The sequence below is a fragment of the Polynucleobacter sp. QLW-P1DATA-2 genome, assembly GCF_001870365.1.
Lineage (GTDB): Bacteria > Pseudomonadota > Gammaproteobacteria > Burkholderiales > Burkholderiaceae > Polynucleobacter.
In genome coordinates, this window is the sequence record NZ_LZMQ01000003.1 from 57,351 (window position 1) to 73,575 (window position 16,225).

14 protein-coding genes and 1 pseudogene are annotated in these 16,225 nt (G+C 44.8%); 9 read left to right on the forward strand and 6 right to left on the reverse strand.

The genetic code is table 11. The features are described 5' to 3' along the window. Positions 1-50 precede the first annotated feature (50 nt). Positions 51-878, reverse strand: a complete 828-nt coding sequence (locus A9236_RS02835) for a pyruvate, water dikinase regulatory protein (RefSeq protein WP_071467768.1) — start codon at positions 876-878, stop codon at positions 51-53. A 106-nt stretch (positions 879-984) separates the two neighbouring features. On the opposite strand from A9236_RS02835, the pseudogene ppsA reads away from it, so the two are divergent. From ppsA to A9236_RS02855, 4 genes and pseudogenes are all read left to right on the forward strand, one after another. Beyond that, positions 985-3,382 (forward strand): annotated as a pseudogene (gene ppsA, locus A9236_RS02840) (phosphoenolpyruvate synthase). 127 nt (positions 3,383-3,509) lie between these two features. Continuing rightward, the gene (locus A9236_RS02845) at positions 3,510-4,703 is read left to right on the forward strand and encodes a CaiB/BaiF CoA-transferase family protein (RefSeq protein WP_071467769.1); all 1,194 of its coding nucleotides are present in this window, start codon (positions 3,510-3,512) and stop codon (positions 4,701-4,703) included. Between the two features lie 26 nt (positions 4,704-4,729). Further along, positions 4,730-5,656 carry a hydroxymethylglutaryl-CoA lyase gene (locus tag A9236_RS02850; RefSeq protein WP_071467770.1) on the forward strand — a complete coding sequence of 309 codons (927 nt, stop codon included), beginning with the start codon at positions 4,730-4,732 and terminating at the stop codon, positions 5,654-5,656. 22 nt (positions 5,657-5,678) lie between these two features. Continuing rightward, complete coding sequence (locus tag A9236_RS02855) at positions 5,679-6,077, forward strand: VOC family protein (protein ID WP_071467771.1); 399 nt, start codon at positions 5,679-5,681, stop codon at positions 6,075-6,077. Between the two features lie 2 nt (positions 6,078-6,079). On the opposite strand, the gene A9236_RS02860 is transcribed toward A9236_RS02855, so the two are convergent. From A9236_RS02860 to smpB, 5 genes are all read right to left on the reverse strand, one after another. Next, on the reverse strand, positions 6,080-6,985 hold the full coding sequence (locus A9236_RS02860) for a proteasome-type protease (RefSeq protein WP_071467772.1): 906 nt from the start codon (positions 6,983-6,985) through the stop codon (positions 6,080-6,082). Between the two features lie 47 nt (positions 6,986-7,032). Next, entirely contained in the window at positions 7,033-7,830 is a 798-nt protein-coding gene (locus tag A9236_RS02865; RefSeq protein ID WP_071467773.1) for a transglutaminase family protein, read from the reverse strand. Positions 7,831-7,847: 17 nt separating this feature from the next. Further along, positions 7,848-8,825, reverse strand: coding sequence for an alpha-E domain-containing protein (locus tag A9236_RS02870; RefSeq protein ID WP_071467774.1), 978 nt, complete (start codon positions 8,823-8,825; stop codon positions 7,848-7,850). 18 nt (positions 8,826-8,843) lie between these two features. Further along, positions 8,844-10,256, reverse strand: a complete 1,413-nt coding sequence (locus A9236_RS02875) for a circularly permuted type 2 ATP-grasp protein (RefSeq protein WP_071465906.1) — start codon at positions 10,254-10,256, stop codon at positions 8,844-8,846. A gap of 132 nt (positions 10,257-10,388) precedes the next feature. Next, positions 10,389-10,841 carry an SsrA-binding protein SmpB gene (gene smpB, locus A9236_RS02880; RefSeq protein ID WP_071465370.1) on the reverse strand — a complete coding sequence of 151 codons (453 nt, stop codon included), beginning with the start codon at positions 10,839-10,841 and terminating at the stop codon, positions 10,389-10,391. A 25-nt stretch (positions 10,842-10,866) separates the two neighbouring features. Here smpB and A9236_RS02885 point away from each other — a divergent pair, with 25 nt between their 5' ends. The 5 genes from A9236_RS02885 to A9236_RS02905 all read left to right on the forward strand — a co-directional run bounded on the left by A9236_RS02885 (position 10,867) and on the right by A9236_RS02905 (position 16,188). After that, positions 10,867-11,298 carry a type II toxin-antitoxin system RatA family toxin gene (locus tag A9236_RS02885; protein ID WP_071465371.1) on the forward strand — a complete coding sequence of 144 codons (432 nt, stop codon included), beginning with the start codon at positions 10,867-10,869 and terminating at the stop codon, positions 11,296-11,298. Further along, complete coding sequence (locus A9236_RS02890) at positions 11,291-11,641, forward strand: RnfH family protein (protein ID WP_071465372.1); 351 nt, start codon at positions 11,291-11,293, stop codon at positions 11,639-11,641. Before A9236_RS02885 ends, A9236_RS02890 begins: the two co-directional genes overlap by 8 nt. 26 nt (positions 11,642-11,667) lie before the next feature. Further along, positions 11,668-13,131 carry an IMP dehydrogenase gene (gene guaB, locus A9236_RS02895; protein ID WP_071465373.1) on the forward strand — a complete coding sequence of 488 codons (1,464 nt, stop codon included), beginning with the start codon at positions 11,668-11,670 and terminating at the stop codon, positions 13,129-13,131. 13 nt (positions 13,132-13,144) lie between these two features. Further along, positions 13,145-14,752 (forward strand): glutamine-hydrolyzing GMP synthase, encoded by a 1,608-nt coding sequence (guaA, locus tag A9236_RS02900; protein WP_071465907.1) that lies wholly within the window; start codon positions 13,145-13,147, stop codon positions 14,750-14,752. A gap of 161 nt (positions 14,753-14,913) precedes the next feature. Further along, complete coding sequence (locus A9236_RS02905; RefSeq protein WP_071467775.1) at positions 14,914-16,188, forward strand: tyrosine-type recombinase/integrase; 1,275 nt, start codon at positions 14,914-14,916, stop codon at positions 16,186-16,188. Positions 16,189-16,225: the final 37 nt, after the last annotated feature.

Below are 16,225 nucleotides of genomic sequence, written 5' to 3' on the forward strand. Positions count from 1 at the left end.
GGATTTTTATTGGCTCAGCCATCAATTTCACTCTCCTGAGGTTAGTCTTCCTAACCAAGGATTGTTTTGTCGGATTTAATTGCTTGCAAAACGGTTGTCGCAATTTCTTCAATGGATTTGCTGGTAGTGAGAACCCAAGGGATAGATTGCTTTTTCATCATCGCCGTTGCCTCATTAATTTCATAGCGACAGTTTTCAAGCTTTGCATAATTACTGCCTGGGCGGCGCTCATTACGAATTTCAGACAAGCGCTCAGCATCAATCATCAAACCAAAGATTTTTTGGCGATAAGGGACTAGGTCTTTAGGAAGCTGTCCTCGCTCAAAATCTTCGGGAATGAGTGGATAGTTAGCTGCCTTCAAGCCATATTGCATTGCCAAGTAAAGGCTAGTCGGCGTTTTACCAACCCGAGATATGCCCACCAAGATGACATCTGCCTCAGCTAAGTTTTGATTCGACTGCCCATCATCGTGGGCTAGCGAGTAGTTAATGGCCTCAATTCGGTTTTTGTAGGCCTCGGTATCTGCATTGTGGTGAAGGCGGTTCATGGCATGGGTGGATTTCATGCCCAGGGCAGCCTCTAAGGGGGCCACGAAAGTCTGAAACATATCCAAAATTAAACCATTGGCTTTGGCCACAATGGCATTCAGCTCTGAATTGACCAAAGTAGTGAAAACAATGGGCTGAACACCATATTTGCTGGCTGCCTGATTGATGCTGCTGACCGCATCATGAGCCTTGTCTACGCTATCTACAAAAGGAACGCGGATGTGCTTAAAAGTGGCCTCAAATTGGGCCAAAATTGACTGGCTAAAGTTCTCGGCAGTGATGCCGGTGCCGTCAGAGACGATGAAAACAATGCGGGATTCGTTAGACATCAATTTGGCCTAAAAGTGGGGGTCAGCACTACAATAGAATGATATTAAAGTATGCCCCATTTTAGGTGGCCGCTAGACCAGTTTCCTTATCTTTTGAGAGTATTTTATGTCCAACCAACAGCACCAAAATAGTAGTGTGGCAGATGCCTATGTTTTGCCTTTTGAGCAACTCCGAATGACTGACGTTGAGTCAGTCGGTGGTAAGAATGCTTCCTTAGGTGAGATGATTTCTCAGTTAGCCTCAACCGGTGTTCGTGTACCTACTGGTTTTGCAACAACTGCACTCGCCTTCCGTGACTTTCTAAAACATAACAATCTGACTGAGCGCATTCAGCAGCGTTTAGAAGGTCTCAATATTGACGATGTACGTGCTTTAGCTCAGGCAGGCGCAGAGATTCGTCAATGGATTGAAACTGCTCCTTTTCAACCTAAGCTTGACGAAGAGATTCGTAAGGCATTTGCAACACTTGATGATTCTGGTAACGGATCTTTTGCTGTACGTTCTTCTGCTACTGCGGAAGACTTGCCAGACGCCTCTTTTGCTGGCCAGCAAGAAACTTTCTTGAATGTGGAGGGTATCGAGGATGTTCTCAAGAAGATTCGCGAAGTATTTGCCTCCTTATATAACGACCGCGCCATCTCCTACCGTGTTCACAAGGGCTTTGCTCATGCTGAAGTAGCCTTATCTGCCGGTATTCAGCGTATGGTGCGCTCAGACCTTGGTGCAGCTGGTGTGATGTTTACTTTGGACACCGAGTCTGGTTTTGAAGATGTCGTATTTATTACCTCCAGCTATGGCCTTGGCGAAACAGTAGTCCAGGGCGCAGTGAATCCAGACGAGTTTTATGTATTTAAGACTACTTTGGCTCAAGGTAAAAAAGCAATCATTCGTCGTGCACTGGGATCCAAACTCATTCAGATGCAATTTGCACCAAAGGGCTCTGCTGAAAAAGTGCAAACAGTCGATGTCACGCCAGAAAAACGCAATCGTTTTTCTTTAGAGGATGCTGATATTTCAGAATTAGCCAAGTATGCTGTCATTATTGAAAAGCACTACGGTCGTCCAATGGACATTGAGTGGGGTAAAGATGGTCAAGATGGCCGTATCTACATTCTGCAAGCCCGCCCTGAGACTGTGAAGAGTCAGGCAGCCGGTCAAGTTGAGATGCGTTACAAACTCAAGGGTAGCTCTAAGGTGCTGGCTAAGGGTCGTGCAATTGGTCAAAAAATTGGCGCTGGTCCTGTCCGTATTATTCGTGATCCGAGCGAAATGGACCGTGTTCAACCTGGGGATGTATTAGTTGCTGATATGACTGATCCAAACTGGGAGCCAGTGATGAAGCGTGCTTCTGCGATTGTGACCAATCGCGGTGGGCGGACTTGCCATGCAGCCATTATTGCCCGTGAATTAGGTGTTCCTGCGGTAGTGGGTTGCGGAGATGCCACTGAGCATCTGCAAGATGGCATGGTAGTTACTGTGTCGTGTGCAGAGGGTGATGAAGGTCATATCTACGATGGCCTGATCGAAACTGAGGTAACTGAAGTTTCTCGTGGTGTATTGCCAGAGATTCCAGTGAAGATCACCATGAATATTGGCAATCCTCAGCTGGCATTTGATTTCTGTCAAATTCCAAATGCAGGTGTTGGTTTAGCTCGCCTCGAGTTCATTATCAATAACTATATTGGTGTGCACCCACGCGCAGTATTAGAGTATCCAAATATTGATCCCGATCTTAAGCGCGCAGTAGAGAGTGTTGCTCGTGGTTATGCAAGCCCACGTCAATTCTATGAAGATAAGCTGGTTGAAGGTGTTGCAACTATCGCGGCAGCTTTCTATCCAAAACCAGTCATTGTTCGCCTCTCTGACTTTAAGTCCAATGAGTACAAGAAGTTAATTGGTGGTTCACGTTACGAGCCTGATGAAGAAAATCCAATGCTTGGTTTCCGTGGCGCATCACGCTATGTATCTGAAGACTTTGGTGAGGCCTTTGCTCTTGAGTGCGCAGCAATGAAGCGTGTACGTGAAGATATGGGCTTGGACAATGTGGAGATCATGGTTCCATTTGTTCGCACCATTAAACAAGCTGAACGCGTTATTAATATGATGGAGAAATTAGGTCTCAAGCGGGGCGTTAATGGTTTGCGTCTCATCATGATGTGCGAGATTCCATCAAATGCAATTCTTGCCGATCAATTCCTAGAGTACTTTGACGGTTTCTCAATCGGTTCAAATGATATGACCCAGCTTACTTTGGGTCTAGATCGCGATTCTGGTATGGAGTTGTTAGCGATTGATTTCGATGAACGCGACCCAGCGGTGGAGTTCATGATTGCGCGTTCAATCGAGGCTTGCCGTAAGCAAAATAAATACGTCGGTATTTGTGGTCAAGGCCCTTCAGATCATCCTGATTTTGTCCCGTTGGTTGGTGGAGAAGGGCATTACCTCTATCTCACTCAATCCAGATAGCGTAGTTGCTACTTGGGAGATGCTAGGCAAGAAGTAATCACTAGAGGTTTGAAATCCCAAATAGGGCGCATTAATATGTGCCCTATTTTTTTGTCGGCGCTATGTGAGATGATTGCAAAAAAGCGTAAATTAACAATATTTCGTAAGTGTTTGAAGGAATCTTTATGGAGCCATTGTCTGGGTTAAAAGTCATTGAAATGGGGCAGTTAATTGCTGGTCCATTTGCTGCCAAAACATTGGCTGATTTTGGAGCGGATGTTGTCAAGATTGAGCCCCCTAAAGTTGGTGACGCTCTTCGTAAATGGCGTTTGCTAAAAGACGGCACTTCCATTTGGTGGCAAGTCCAATCTCGTAATAAGCGATCTCTTTCTTTGGACCTGCGACAAGTCGAAGCTCAAGAAATTGTGAGAACTCTGGCTAGTGAAGCCGACATCCTAATTGAAAATTTTCGCCCAGGTACTTTAGAGGGTTGGGGACTTGATCCTAATGATCTATTAAAAATCAATCCACGTTTAATTGTTTTAAGAATTAGCGGGTATGGACAAACTGGTCCGTATCGAGATAAGCCAGGTTTTGGTGTGGTTGCTGAAGCGATGGGAGGTTTGCGTCACCTTACAGCTGAGCCAGGGAGAGTTCCAGTGCGCGTAGGCATCAGCATTGGAGATACCCTTGCGTCTTTGCATGGCGTCATTGGAATTTTGCTGGCATTACAAGAGCGTCATCAGAGCGGCAAGGGTCAAGTCATTGATGTTGCTTTGTATGAGGCAGTCTTTAACTGCATGGAAAGTCTGCTGCCAGAGTACAGTGCATTTGGAGAGATAAGGCAGGCAGCTGGAAGTGCCTTGCCAGGGATTGCGCCAACAAATGCCTATCTTTGCGCAGATGGTGGCTATGTATTAGTAGCTGGTAATGGCGATAGCATCTTCAAACGCCTGATGAAATTAATTGGTAGAGATGATTTGGGTGCTGATCCAGAGTTAGAAAATAATGATGGAAGAGTCAAGCGTGTAGTTGAGCTTGATCAAGCAATCGGTCAGTGGGCCAATCGTCTAAGCACGGATGAGGCCTTAGAGGCATTAGATTCTGCGGCTGTTCCTGCTGGCAGAATATATACCGTGGCCGATATCGCCAAAGATCCTCATTACAAAGCCCGAGGAAATATCGAAACTATTCAAATGGCGGACGGTAGTAAGGTAGATGTTCCTGGTGTATTTCCAAAACTATCCCGAACACCTGGCTCCATCAAGACATTGGCTCCCGATATTGGTCAGAATACCGATGAGATATTACGTAGCATTGGGTTAAATGATGCGCAGGTTGCCTCCCTCAAAGAGCGCGGCATTGCTTTTACTAAATAAACAAATCAGTTAACAAAGATCCAATAATGACCAGAATTTACTTCAATGATGTAGTGACTAGAGATGGCTTTCAGATCGAGCCGAATTTTATTCCCACCGAAGATAAGATTCGTCTTATCAACGAACTGAGCCTATGTGGTTTTGCCAAGATTGAAGTGACATCATTCACATCTCCTAAAGCGATTCCGATGCTGAGGGATGCAGAAGAGGTAATGGGTAAGATCAAGCGACTGCCAGGAGTTGAATACACCGTTTTGGTTCCGAATTTAAGAGGTGCTGAACGCGCCCTAGAGTCACGCGCCGATGAGTTTAATTTAGTGATGTCTACTTCTGAAACGCATAACCTGGCCAACCTTCGCATGACGCGAGAAAAAAGTTTCGCTGGATTGGCTGAGGTCATTCAATATGTTGACGGCAGAACACCTATCAATGTTTCTTTATCCACTGCTTTTGGCTGCCCTATGGAGGGTGAGGTACCTCAAGAGGTGGTTGAAGGGTTTGTTAAGCGATTTTCGGATTTGGGTGTGCGTGGCTTAACCATTTGCGATACCACTGGCATGGCAAATCCTGCTCAAGTGACCAAAATGTCTGAGTCCCTGCAACGCTTATTTCCTAAGCTTCAGCTAACAATGCATTTTCACAATACAAGAGGTATGGGGTTGGCTAATGTGCTGGCCGCAGTTCAAGCTGGGATCATTCGATTTGATGGTTCACTTGGAGGATTAGGGGGCTGCCCATATGCGCCAGGAGCAAGCGGGAATATTTCTAGTGAAGATGCCATTCATATGCTTGATGCAATGGGTTATGACACGGGCATCGATATTTCAAGGCTGCTGGTTTTAGCGCGCGAGTTGCCGGCTATTGTTGGACATGCAGTGCCAGGTCAGGTTGCCAAAGCAGGTCGCACTTGCGATTTGCATCCAGCGCCCGATTTTATTTCTGATTTGCGTTAATAAGCATATTGGGGAGGGGTAAATGATTCATCGCTTAGACCATTTGGTGCTGACAACTGCAAATGAAGCTGCTTGTGTTGACTTCTATACCCGAGTCTTAGGCATGTCCTTGGATTCTTTTATAGGTGGGACACCGCCAGTTGAGCGCAAGGCATTCAAGTTTGGTAATCAGAAAATCAATTTGCATATTCAGGATAAAGAATTTGAGCCCAAAGCAAATATCCCCACTCCAGGAGCATTGGATCTCTGCTTTATTGCAGATTGCCCCTTAACTGAAGTCATCAGCAGGCTAGAGGGGGCGGATTGGCCCATTATTGAGGGGCCAGTGATTCGAACTGGCGCTACTGCAAAAATAAACTCTGTATATGTACGAGATCCTGATCTCAATTTAATTGAGATCAGTGAGATTTATAAGGCGTAAGACTAAACCTTCTTTGCAGTCTTTTTACTAGCGCTAGGTCTTGCTTTCGTGCTTCCAGTTGATTTGACTTTAGAGGCAGTTTTAGCAGATGGCTTGGCGACTCTTGACCTTGGAGGTTGGTGATGAATGGCTACTGGCCCCATCTTCTTGGCTGGCGCAGAGATTGCGCTGGATTTGTGCGCGCCACTCCAACTAGGTTCAGCAATCGAATTAAAGGCTGAGCGTAATTTTTCACCCCACAGTTGATGAATCATTTGAAAGTATGGATTGGATTCATCTAGCGTTACTAGCTTATCCGCCTTGAGAGAATTCTTCTCATAAACCAATAAATCGAGCGGCAAGCCTACGGAGATATTGCTGTTTAGTGTAGAGTCCATAGAGATCAATGCGCACTTAGTGGCCAGATTGAGTGGAGTAGCAAAGTTCAGAACGCGATCTAAGATCGGTTTTCCATACTTAGATTCACCAATTTGGAAATAGCAGGTCTCTGGAGTCGCCTCAATAAAATTACCGGCAGAGTAGATATTGAAGAGACGAGGTCTCTCACCTTTGATCTGTCCGCCAAAAATCAGATTACAGTTGAAATCAATTCCGGCCTTTTCAAGGGCTTCATGGTCACGTTCATAGACTTGTTTGATTGCATCCCCAACAACAACTGCGGCATCGTGAGCATTAGCAACCGTCCATAGATTGCTACCATTGAGAAGCTGGCCTTGCAGAAGAATTTCTTTGACGGCTTGGGTAATGGCGAGATTACCAGCACTCATCAAAGTAAAGAAACGATCTCCGTTCTTTTGGAACAAAGTCATTTTTCGGAAGGTGCCGATTTGGTCTACGCCTGCATTAGTACGGGTATCCGATAGAAAAACAAGACCATCCTTTAGGCACAGCCCTACGCAATACGTCATACCCTACCTCTTTAAATAATTTTTTAGAATTATCGCTGAATTCAGGTTCAGGGTAAGCGTTGGATGGAGATTGTGGCGCTAAGCTCTTCGCCACCACCTCCAGACTGGACCCCTTTAACTGGGGCGGCGGAATAATAATCTCTTCCAATGGCTAAACGAATGTGACGTGAATCGGTCAAGCAGGCATGGGTGATATCAACGCTCGTCCAGATTCCTTTATCTATATCGCTACAAAAGTCGATCCAAGCATGGCTGGCAAGATTTGGAGACTCTTCTGCAAAGAAATAGCCGCTGACATAACGGGCGGGGATGCTAGAGGCCCGACAGAGTCCCAGCATGATGTGCGCATGATCTTGGCAAACGCCTAATTTCATGGCAAAACATTGGGCAGCAGTTGTAGCAAAGTTGGTCTCGCCTGGAGAGTATTGAATCAGACCCTGAATAGCCTCTGCGAGTTTAAGTATTTGATCAACCGAGTTTTTATTGGGAAGAGCGTATGAGAAATATTCCAGCATTTCTTCAGTAGGCTCAGTCAGATTAGTTTGCTGCAAAAGGTAATACGGTGAAACTGACTTGGCATCATCAATGAACTCGAAGGCATCTTGAGTATGAATCTCACCCTCAGCCTCAATCATCATGGATGTGTATGGGCTTTCTTGTACGAAGACGCTACAGGCATTACCAAACGTATCAATTGAGTTGGATGCTTTAATGGGTGTGCTAATTTTCCATTTATCCACTCGCTGTCCAGCGACTGAGGGTGGCGTAAGACGTAACTCCTGAATGGAGTAACGTACTGGCGTTTCATACCGGTATTCAGTACGGTGACGTATCTTTAAGTGCATATAGTCTTTATGAGGTCTTAGGCGACCGCTAACGGGATCAAGTAGGCACTACTGAATTCATCTGCAATATGGTTGATGCGCTCCAAGAATGCCTCAATAAATTCTTCCAGTCCTTGTGAAAACACCTCGTCAATATCGGAATAATCCAAACTTGCTTTGAGTTTTCCGAGCAGGCGTTCAATTTCTTTGGACTGCTGGTTTTTCACTTCAGAAATCAAGGGAATGAGTTCATTAACGCAGCACACTAATGAGCGTGGCATTTGCTTATTGAAAATGAGTAATTGAGCTACTTGTTTTGGGCTAACTTGATCGGAATAGATCTGGCGATAAATTTCAAATGCTGAGACTGAGCGGAGTAGGGCTGCCCAGTGATAAAAATCAAAGAATTCACCGTGAGTTCCATCTTCAGAGGAATTATCGGAGCGCAGAACCTTGAGTGCTGCTTGATCCCCATACTTGGTTTCCAAAATGCGAGCTGTATTATCGGCGCGCTCTAACAGCGTCCCTACGTTAATAAAGTAGAAGGCCTCATTCTTGAGCATGGTGCCATGCATCACACCCCTAAAGAGGTGGCAGCGATGCTTTACCCATTCTAATAGTCTGCTTGGATCCGCCTGATGTCTTGCCTCGAGAATGCGCTGCAATTCAAGCCAGGTAGTGTTTTGCGTTTCCCATACCTCAGAAGTTATCTTGCCACGAATTACACGTGCATTTTCACGGGCGGCATAGAGGCAGGAAACAATACTAGATGGATTACTGGTTTCATAAATCATGAAATCAAGAACATTCTCACGATTCACAACATCATATTTGCTTAAGAAAGCATCTTCTAATTTGGAAATCGTGAGTAGCTTCTTCCAGCTTTGCTCTAAAAACTCAGCAGGCTGTGGGAGCAATGAGGTCTGATGATTTACATCCAGCATACGGGCAGTATTTTCTGCGCGCTCGGTGTAACGGGCCATCCAGTAAAGACAATCAGCTGTACGACTTAACATGTTATTTTCTTGTTCCTCTTACTCTTCCAATACCCAAGTATCTTTAGTGCCACCACCCTGGGAGGAATTCACCACCAAGGAACCTTCTTTAAGGGCAACCCTGGTTAAGCCGCCAGGCACCATCTTGATAGTTTTTCCAGAGAGGACAAAGGGGCGCAAATCAATGTGTCGAGGAGCAACACCTGACTCTACAAATGTAGGGCAAGTTGATAGCGCCAAGGTGGGTTGGGCAATATATTTATCGGGGTTAGCTACTAAATAGGTTCTAAATTCTTCAATCTCGGCTTTGGTAGATGCGGGGCCCACTAACATTCCATAACCACCAGCGCCATGCGTCAACTTCACAACTAACTTTTCTAGATTGGCTAAGGTATAGGCCAAATCATCAGGCTTACGACATTGGAAGGTTGGTACATTATTCAGAATTGGTTTCTCACCCAAATAAAACTCAATCATCTCTGGAACATAAGGGTAAATAGACTTGTCGTCAGCAATGCCAGTGCCGATTGCATTGGCTAAGGTTACATTGCCAGCGCGATGAGCTGACAATAAGCCTGCCACGCCTAGTGTTGAGTCTGAACGAAATGCAAGTGGATCCAAGAAATCATCATCGACGCGGCGATAGATCACATCTACTCGCTCAGGTCCTTGAGTTGTCCGCATGAAGACCTGTTCATTTTTCACAAATAAGTCTTTTCCTTCCACTAACTCAACACCCATTTGTTGTGCAAGATAGCTATGCTCAAAATAAGCGGAGTTATACATACCGGGCGTCAATACCACTACATTTGGCTTCTTGACATCATCTGGCTTAACGGACTTTAAACATTCCAACAAGAGATCTGGGTAGTGCTCAACGGGAGCAATGCGATATTTTTGAAAGAGGTCTGGGAACAGACGCATCATCATCTTGCGGTCTTCTACCATGTAAGACACGCCGGAAGGAACGCGTAAGTTATCCTCTAAAACATAAAATTCGCCTTCGCCCGCACGCACAATATCGATACCTGCGATTTGCGCATAGATGTCTCGTGGCACGCTAACGTTACGCATCTCTGGACGATATTGCGCATTGTTATAGATTTGTTCAGCAGGAACAATGCCAGCCTTAATAATTTCTTCATCGTGATACACGTCATAAATAAAGCGATTTAGTGCTTTAACGCGTTGACGCAAACCTGCTTCCAGTTGCTCCCATTCTTTTGCCGTGAAGATCCGAGGGACCTGATCAAACGGAATAGTTCGCTCTGAGCCTAAGTCATCACCATAGACGGCAAAGGTAATACCCACTCGTCTGAAGATGAGGTCAGCTTCAGCGCGCTTCAAACCCATCAGGGTATCGCTCTGTTGCTTTAACCAATTGTGAAAAATTTGGTAGTGGGGACGCGCTTTGCCTGCGGCGTCAAGCATTTCATCAAAAGGCAATTTCATAGTTACAAAACTAATGCCTTTATAAAAGCTTGAATGAATTATGTGAAGCAGCTTGGTGCTATTATGCACCATAATAGTGCATAAATCCTCAGATGCTTTAGCTCAGGGCAGTCTACCTGAGTTTTTAGCAGATTAAGCGTTTAAATCGCCTCTGGCAATGCGCCCCTTTTGGACTTCCCATTCACGCTCTTTAGTGGCTGCGCGCTTGTCATGCTGTTTTTTACCCCTAGCAAGACCAATCTCACATTTCACATTGCCTTTGGAAAAATGCAAATTGAGTGGCACAAGCGTGTAGCCCTTTTGCTCTACCTTGCCAATCAGTTTGCGAATTTCGATGGCATTGAGAAGGAGTTTTCTGGTGCGAGTGCTATCGGGGACGATATGGGTAGAGGCTGATAACAAGGGGGTGATATGGCAACCAATCAGGAAAAGCTCCGCCTTGCGAATGACGACATACGCTTCTTTGACGTGCACGCGACCAGCGCGGATAGCCTTCACTTCCCAGCCTTCCAGCACTAGCCCTGCCTCAAAGCGCTCCTCGATAAAATAATCAAAGAAGGCTTTTTTGTTATCGACGATACTCATATTTATTTAGCTTCCAAGATCGATTATGGCAGACGTCTATAAGACCGTTTTAATTGGCCAATCAGCCGACCGCATGTATGGCCTAGTCACTGATGTAGCGCGTTATCCCGAGTTTTTACCTTGGTGTGGTGGTGTGGAAATTTTTGAGCAGACTGAGACGGTTCTAGATGCCAAAATCAACATCAGCTTTAAGGGTGTTAATCAGTTTTTTCATACCCGAAATATCAACCATCGCCCTGAGACCATTGATATGGTTTTTGTAGATGGCCCATTTAAGCATTTTTCGGGCCAATGGAACTTCATTCCCTTGCGTGAAGACGCTTGTAAGGTGGAGTTCAAGTTGCATTGGGAGTTTAAAAGCATCATTCTCGATAAGATTATTGGCCCCGTCTTTGGCCATATTGCCGGGACCTTTGTGGACTGCTTTGTCAAACGTGCAGAAGCGCTATATGGATAAGCAAATTCTTGATATCTGGATTTGCGATGCTAGGGAGGGTGACCCAATACCGACCCCATTTCAGTTGTTGGTTGATCACAATGAGTCCCCGACAGTAGGTTTGGCCCTTGCTAAGGCAGGAATAGCAAATAGCCCGACAGATCCTGCTTTGGCTAGAAAGGGGTGCTTTGGTGTCTTTGGTAAACGCAAGGATTGGGATGGCCCGATCTATGCCGGAGATCGTTTAGAGCTCTATTCTCCGCTGTTGATCGACCCTAAAGCCGTCAGACGTAAAAAGGCAAACCAGAACCAGGACGCCAAATTCCAGGCTGCCGCAGCCAAAAGGAAGGCTAGGAGGCTATAATCTGTTTTTGCGACTAGGGGTTTTGCATGCGACTCATTCAAAAAGCACTCACTTTTGACGATGTGCTCCTCGTACCGGCCTATTCTTCGGTACTCCCTCGAGATGCCAGCTTGGCAAGTAAGTTAACTCGAGATATTTCACTCAATACACCATTGGTGTCTGCTGCGATGGATACCGTCACAGAAGGTCGATTGGCGATTGCCATGGCTAGTGAGGGCGGTATTGGCATCATTCATAAAAACCTAAAGCCTGCTGAACAAGCTCGTGAAGTGGCCAAGGTAAAGCGTTATGAATCTGGTGTGTTGCGCGATCCCATCACTATTAGTCCTGATGTCACATTGCGACAAGTGATTCAGCTTTCTCGTGAGCATGGCTTCTCTGGATTTCCAGTTCTGACTGGTAAAGAAGTGGTTGGCATTATTACTAACCGCGACTTACGTTTTGAAGAGGACTTAGATGCACCTGTCAAAACAAAAATGACCCCACGTGAGCGCTTGATCACTGTGAAAGAGGGCTGCTCCTTGGAAGAAGCTAAACGCTTGATGAGTCAGCATCGTCTTGAGCGCGTGTTAGTAGTCAATGACAAATTTGAATTGCGCGGTTTAATTACCGTCAAAGATATCCTAAAGGCCACAGAGCATCCCAATGCTTGTAAAGATGGTGAAGGTAAGTTGCGCGTTGGCGCAGCAGTCGGCGTAGGCCCAGATAATGATGAGCGCATTGAACTTTTGGTGCGCGCAGGTGTTGATGTGATTGTGGTAGATACAGCCCATGGCCATAGCCAGGGTGTATTAGATCGTGTTAAATGGGTTAAGAAAAACTATCCGCACGTACAAGTTATTGGCGGCAATATTGCTACTGGTGATGCAGCTAAAGCGTTGGCTGATCACGGTGCTGATGGGGTCAAAGTAGGTATTGGTCCAGGCTCTATTTGTACGACTCGTATTGTTGCTGGCGTTGGCGTTCCACAAATCACTGCGATCGTGAATGTGGCTACCGCACTAAAAGGTACTGGCATTCCATTGATTGCTGATGGTGGTGTACGTTACTCTGGTGATGTTGCCAAAGCATTAGCGGCTGGCGCAAGTTCAGTCATGATGGGTGGGATGTTTGCAGGAACTGAAGAGGCTCCTGGTGAAGTGTTCTTGTATCAAGGGCGTTCATACAAGAGTTATCGCGGTATGGGATCTTTGGGCGCGATGGCTGATGGTTCAGCTGATCGTTATTTCCAGAGCGATATTGTTGCCAATGCTGAAAAGCTTGTTCCAGAGGGCATTGAAGGACAAGTCCCTTATAAGGGTAGTGTGCTTGCAATCCTCCATCAACTCACCGGTGGCATTCGTTCCTCCATGGGTTATCTTGGCTGCAAGACAATTGCTGAGTTGCATGAAAAAGCCAATTTTGTGGAAATCACTTCTGCGGGCGTGCGCGAGTCACACGTTCATGATGTGAAGATCACCAAGGAAGCACCGAATTACCATATTGATTAAGACTGTTTCTGACGTGCACGACAAAATACTGATTCTCGACTTTGGTTCACAAGTAACTCAACTAATTGCTAGGCGTGTGCGTGATGCTCGAGTCTACTCAGAGATCCATCCCTACGATTGCGATCCTGAGTTCATCCGTAAATTTATTCAAGAACAGGGCGGTAAAGGAATCATTCTTTCTGGAGGCCCAAGTTCAGTAACGGAAGAGGGCAGTCCGCGTGCGCCACAAATCGTATTTGAACTAGGTGTTCCCGTTTTAGGTATCTGTTATGGCATGCAAACCATGGCAACTCAATTGGGTGGTGCGGTAGCTTCGGCGGAAGCCTTGGGTAAGGCTCGCGAGTTTGGCTACTCTGAAGTGCGCGCTCATGGCCACACTAATCTGCTTAAAGGGATCCAAGACTTCTCGACCAGCGAAGGTCATGGCATTCTGAAGGTGTGGATGAGTCATGGTGATTCTGTGACTACAATGCCGCCGTCTTTTAAATTGATGGCATCCACTGAATCTTGCCCAATCGCAGGCATGGCTGATGAAGATCGTCGCTTCTACGCCTTCCAATTTCATCCTGAAGTAACCCATACTATTCAAGGAACTGCAATCCTTGAGCGTTTTGTGCATGAAATTTGCAAGTGCAAACCGGATTGGGTAATGGGCGACTATATTGCTGAGGCTGTCGACAATATTCGCAAGCAAGTTGGTGATGAAGAAGTTATTTTGGGCTTATCGGGTGGTGTTGACTCAAGTGTTGCCGCAGCCTTAATTCATCGCGCTATTGGTGATCAGCTTACTTGTGTATTTGTTGATCATGGCCTACTTCGCTTGAATGAAGGCGATATGGTTATGGAGATGTTTGCACGTAACCTTGGTGTTAAGGTCATTCGGGTTGATGCCAAAGAAACCTTTATGGGTGAGTTGGCTGGTGTAGCTGATCCAGAAGCCAAGCGCAAAATTATTGGCAAAGAGTTCGTTGAAATATTCCAAACCGAGTCTGGCAAGATTCAGAATGCAAAGTGGCTTGCTCAGGGAACTATCTATCCGGATGTTATTGAGTCTGCAGGTAAAGGTAAAAAGGGTGCACATACCATTAAGAGTCACCATAATGTTGGTGGCCTGCCAGAGGATATGCACCTCAAGTTACTCGAGCCGCTACGTGAATTATTCAAAGATGAAGTGCGTGAGCTTGGTGTTGCATTAGGCTTGCCGCGCGAGATGGTGTATCGCCATCCATTCCCAGGTCCAGGATTGGGTGTTCGCATCTTGGGTGAAGTAAAGGCAGAATTTGCCAGCCTATTACAACGAGCAGATGCTATCTTCATTGAAGAATTACGTAATACGATTGACGAGGCTAGCCAAAAATCTTGGTATGACCTCACCAGCCAAGCATTCGCTGTGTTCTTGCCAGTGAAATCAGTTGGCGTGATGGGTGATGGTAGAACGTATGAGTATGTTGTTGCTCTGAGAGCAGTGCAGACACAAGATTTTATGACAGCACATTGGGCGCATTTGCCACATGAGTTGCTTGGTAAGGTTTCGAATCGCATCATCAATGAAGTGCGCGGGATTAACCGTGTGGTCTACGATATCAGTGGCAAACCGCCAGCAACAATTGAGTGGGAGTAGGATTTAAAACCTAAGTTATTGTTCTATATAGGTTTTTTACTTACACAAAAGTTTCACAAAAATCATTAAGCCATTGTTTATCTTAGCTTATTAATTTACAGTTACACATAAAGCTACACAAAAATATAGCTATTCAAAACTGTAGTTACTCAAAGCTAGCAATGCCAACTAAAAAAATTAAATTTAATGAAAACGAAATAGCGATATTTGAAGACGCTGTTATCTATAAGCGTGGTGAATATTGGCAGTTTCGTATTTGGCTTACTAAAGAACGCAAGTACGCACGCTTTTCACTTAAAACAACTAGCAAGAGTACGGCATTAGACTTAGCTAAGAGGCATTATCACGAGCTAATGGCAAATCAATTAGCTGGGAAAAGTTATTACTCAATTACAGCTAAAGCAGGTGTTGAGTTGTATTTAGAGTGGAAGAAAAAGCAAATTGGTAACAAGATAAAAGAGGGTAGGTTTGGCACAATTAACACGCATTTAGAGCATTGGCTTAACTATATTGGTAGAAATACTAAGCTAAAAGAGTATGCAATTACAGATGGTGACGAATACTATTACGAGCGTACAAAATCACGAGAAAAAGGTGCTAGCCAAACTACTATTGAGAATGAGCAAAGCACTATTAATGCTATGGTTAAGTGGCTACATAGCAGAGATTTAACTAATATTCGTAGCATTGAATTTCCTAAACTTAGAGGGATAGATAAGGGTAAGGAAAGTAATAGAAGAAGTCTATTTGAAGATAAAGAAATATTAGCTATTGATAAGGTATTAATTGAATATATTAAAGAAGCAGAGGAAAACTTAAGCCAGCCAGCAAACTTAACTAAAGCATTGTGTGGTTACTTTTTAGGCATAGCAATGATTACGGGTTTAAGACGCGGTGAACAGCTACAGTTAACTTGGAATGATGTTTATGAAATGGAAGTTAAGGAAAGCAGAGAGAGAAGAATAGACTTAGTAAAGATAACTGTGCGTGGCGAAACTAGTAAGGTAGGCAATACTAGGAAGTTTGTAGTTAAAGATTATGGTTATTTCAATGCGTTATTAGCATTACAAGCTAGAAAATTAGAGGGTAAAGTAAAAGAGAGTGAGAGGCGAGATTTATTGTTAAATGAATTGCTGTTTACTGCTAATGGCAAAACAGCAATAACTCCGCGAGCAATACTATTTCACTTTGAGAAAGTATTGTTAAGGGCTGGCATTAAAAATGTTAAATCAAGAAACATTGTTCCTTACAGCTTTAGGCATACATTCATTACCAAGCGTGTAAATAGTGGCTTGCCAATAGCTAGCGTAGCGGAAATGTGCGGTACAAGTATTACGCAGATTGAAAAGACTTATTACCATACAACTGAAGCTAAAATGATAAGCAATGCGCTAGCTGACTATGAATATAAAGATGGCATATTAGTTCCAAAGTAATCATTAAAGCTATGTCTGTCAGTCATTTAATCCGTAC

Bases quoted from the DNA above. Each gene is read 5' to 3' on its own strand.
- A9236_RS02860 (WP_071467772.1), bottom strand. From the start codon at position 6,985: ATGACGTATTGCGTAGGGCTGTGCCTAAAGGATGGTCTTGTTTTTCTA.
- smpB (WP_071465370.1), bottom strand. From the start codon at position 10,841: ATGAGTATCGTCGATAACAAAAAAGCCTTCTTTGATTATTTTATCGAG.
- A9236_RS02835 (WP_071467768.1), bottom strand. From the start codon at position 878: ATGTCTAACGAATCCCGCATTGTTTTCATCGTCTCTGACGGCACCGGC.
- A9236_RS02885 (WP_071465371.1), top strand. From the start codon at position 10,867: ATGGCAGACGTCTATAAGACCGTTTTAATTGGCCAATCAGCCGACCGC.
- A9236_RS02865 (WP_071467773.1), bottom strand. From the start codon at position 7,830: ATGCACTTAAAGATACGTCACCGTACTGAATACCGGTATGAAACGCCA.
- A9236_RS02850 (WP_071467770.1), top strand. From the start codon at position 4,730: ATGACCAGAATTTACTTCAATGATGTAGTGACTAGAGATGGCTTTCAG.
- guaB (WP_071465373.1), top strand. From the start codon at position 11,668: ATGCGACTCATTCAAAAAGCACTCACTTTTGACGATGTGCTCCTCGTA.
- A9236_RS02845 (WP_071467769.1), top strand. From the start codon at position 3,510: ATGGAGCCATTGTCTGGGTTAAAAGTCATTGAAATGGGGCAGTTAATT.
- A9236_RS02870 (WP_071467774.1), bottom strand. From the start codon at position 8,825: ATGTTAAGTCGTACAGCTGATTGTCTTTACTGGATGGCCCGTTACACC.
- A9236_RS02890 (WP_071465372.1), top strand. From the start codon at position 11,291: ATGGATAAGCAAATTCTTGATATCTGGATTTGCGATGCTAGGGAGGGT.
- A9236_RS02855 (WP_071467771.1), top strand. From the start codon at position 5,679: ATGATTCATCGCTTAGACCATTTGGTGCTGACAACTGCAAATGAAGCT.
- A9236_RS02875 (WP_071465906.1), bottom strand. From the start codon at position 10,256: ATGAAATTGCCTTTTGATGAAATGCTTGACGCCGCAGGCAAAGCGCGT.
- A9236_RS02905 (WP_071467775.1), top strand. From the start codon at position 14,914: ATGCCAACTAAAAAAATTAAATTTAATGAAAACGAAATAGCGATATTT.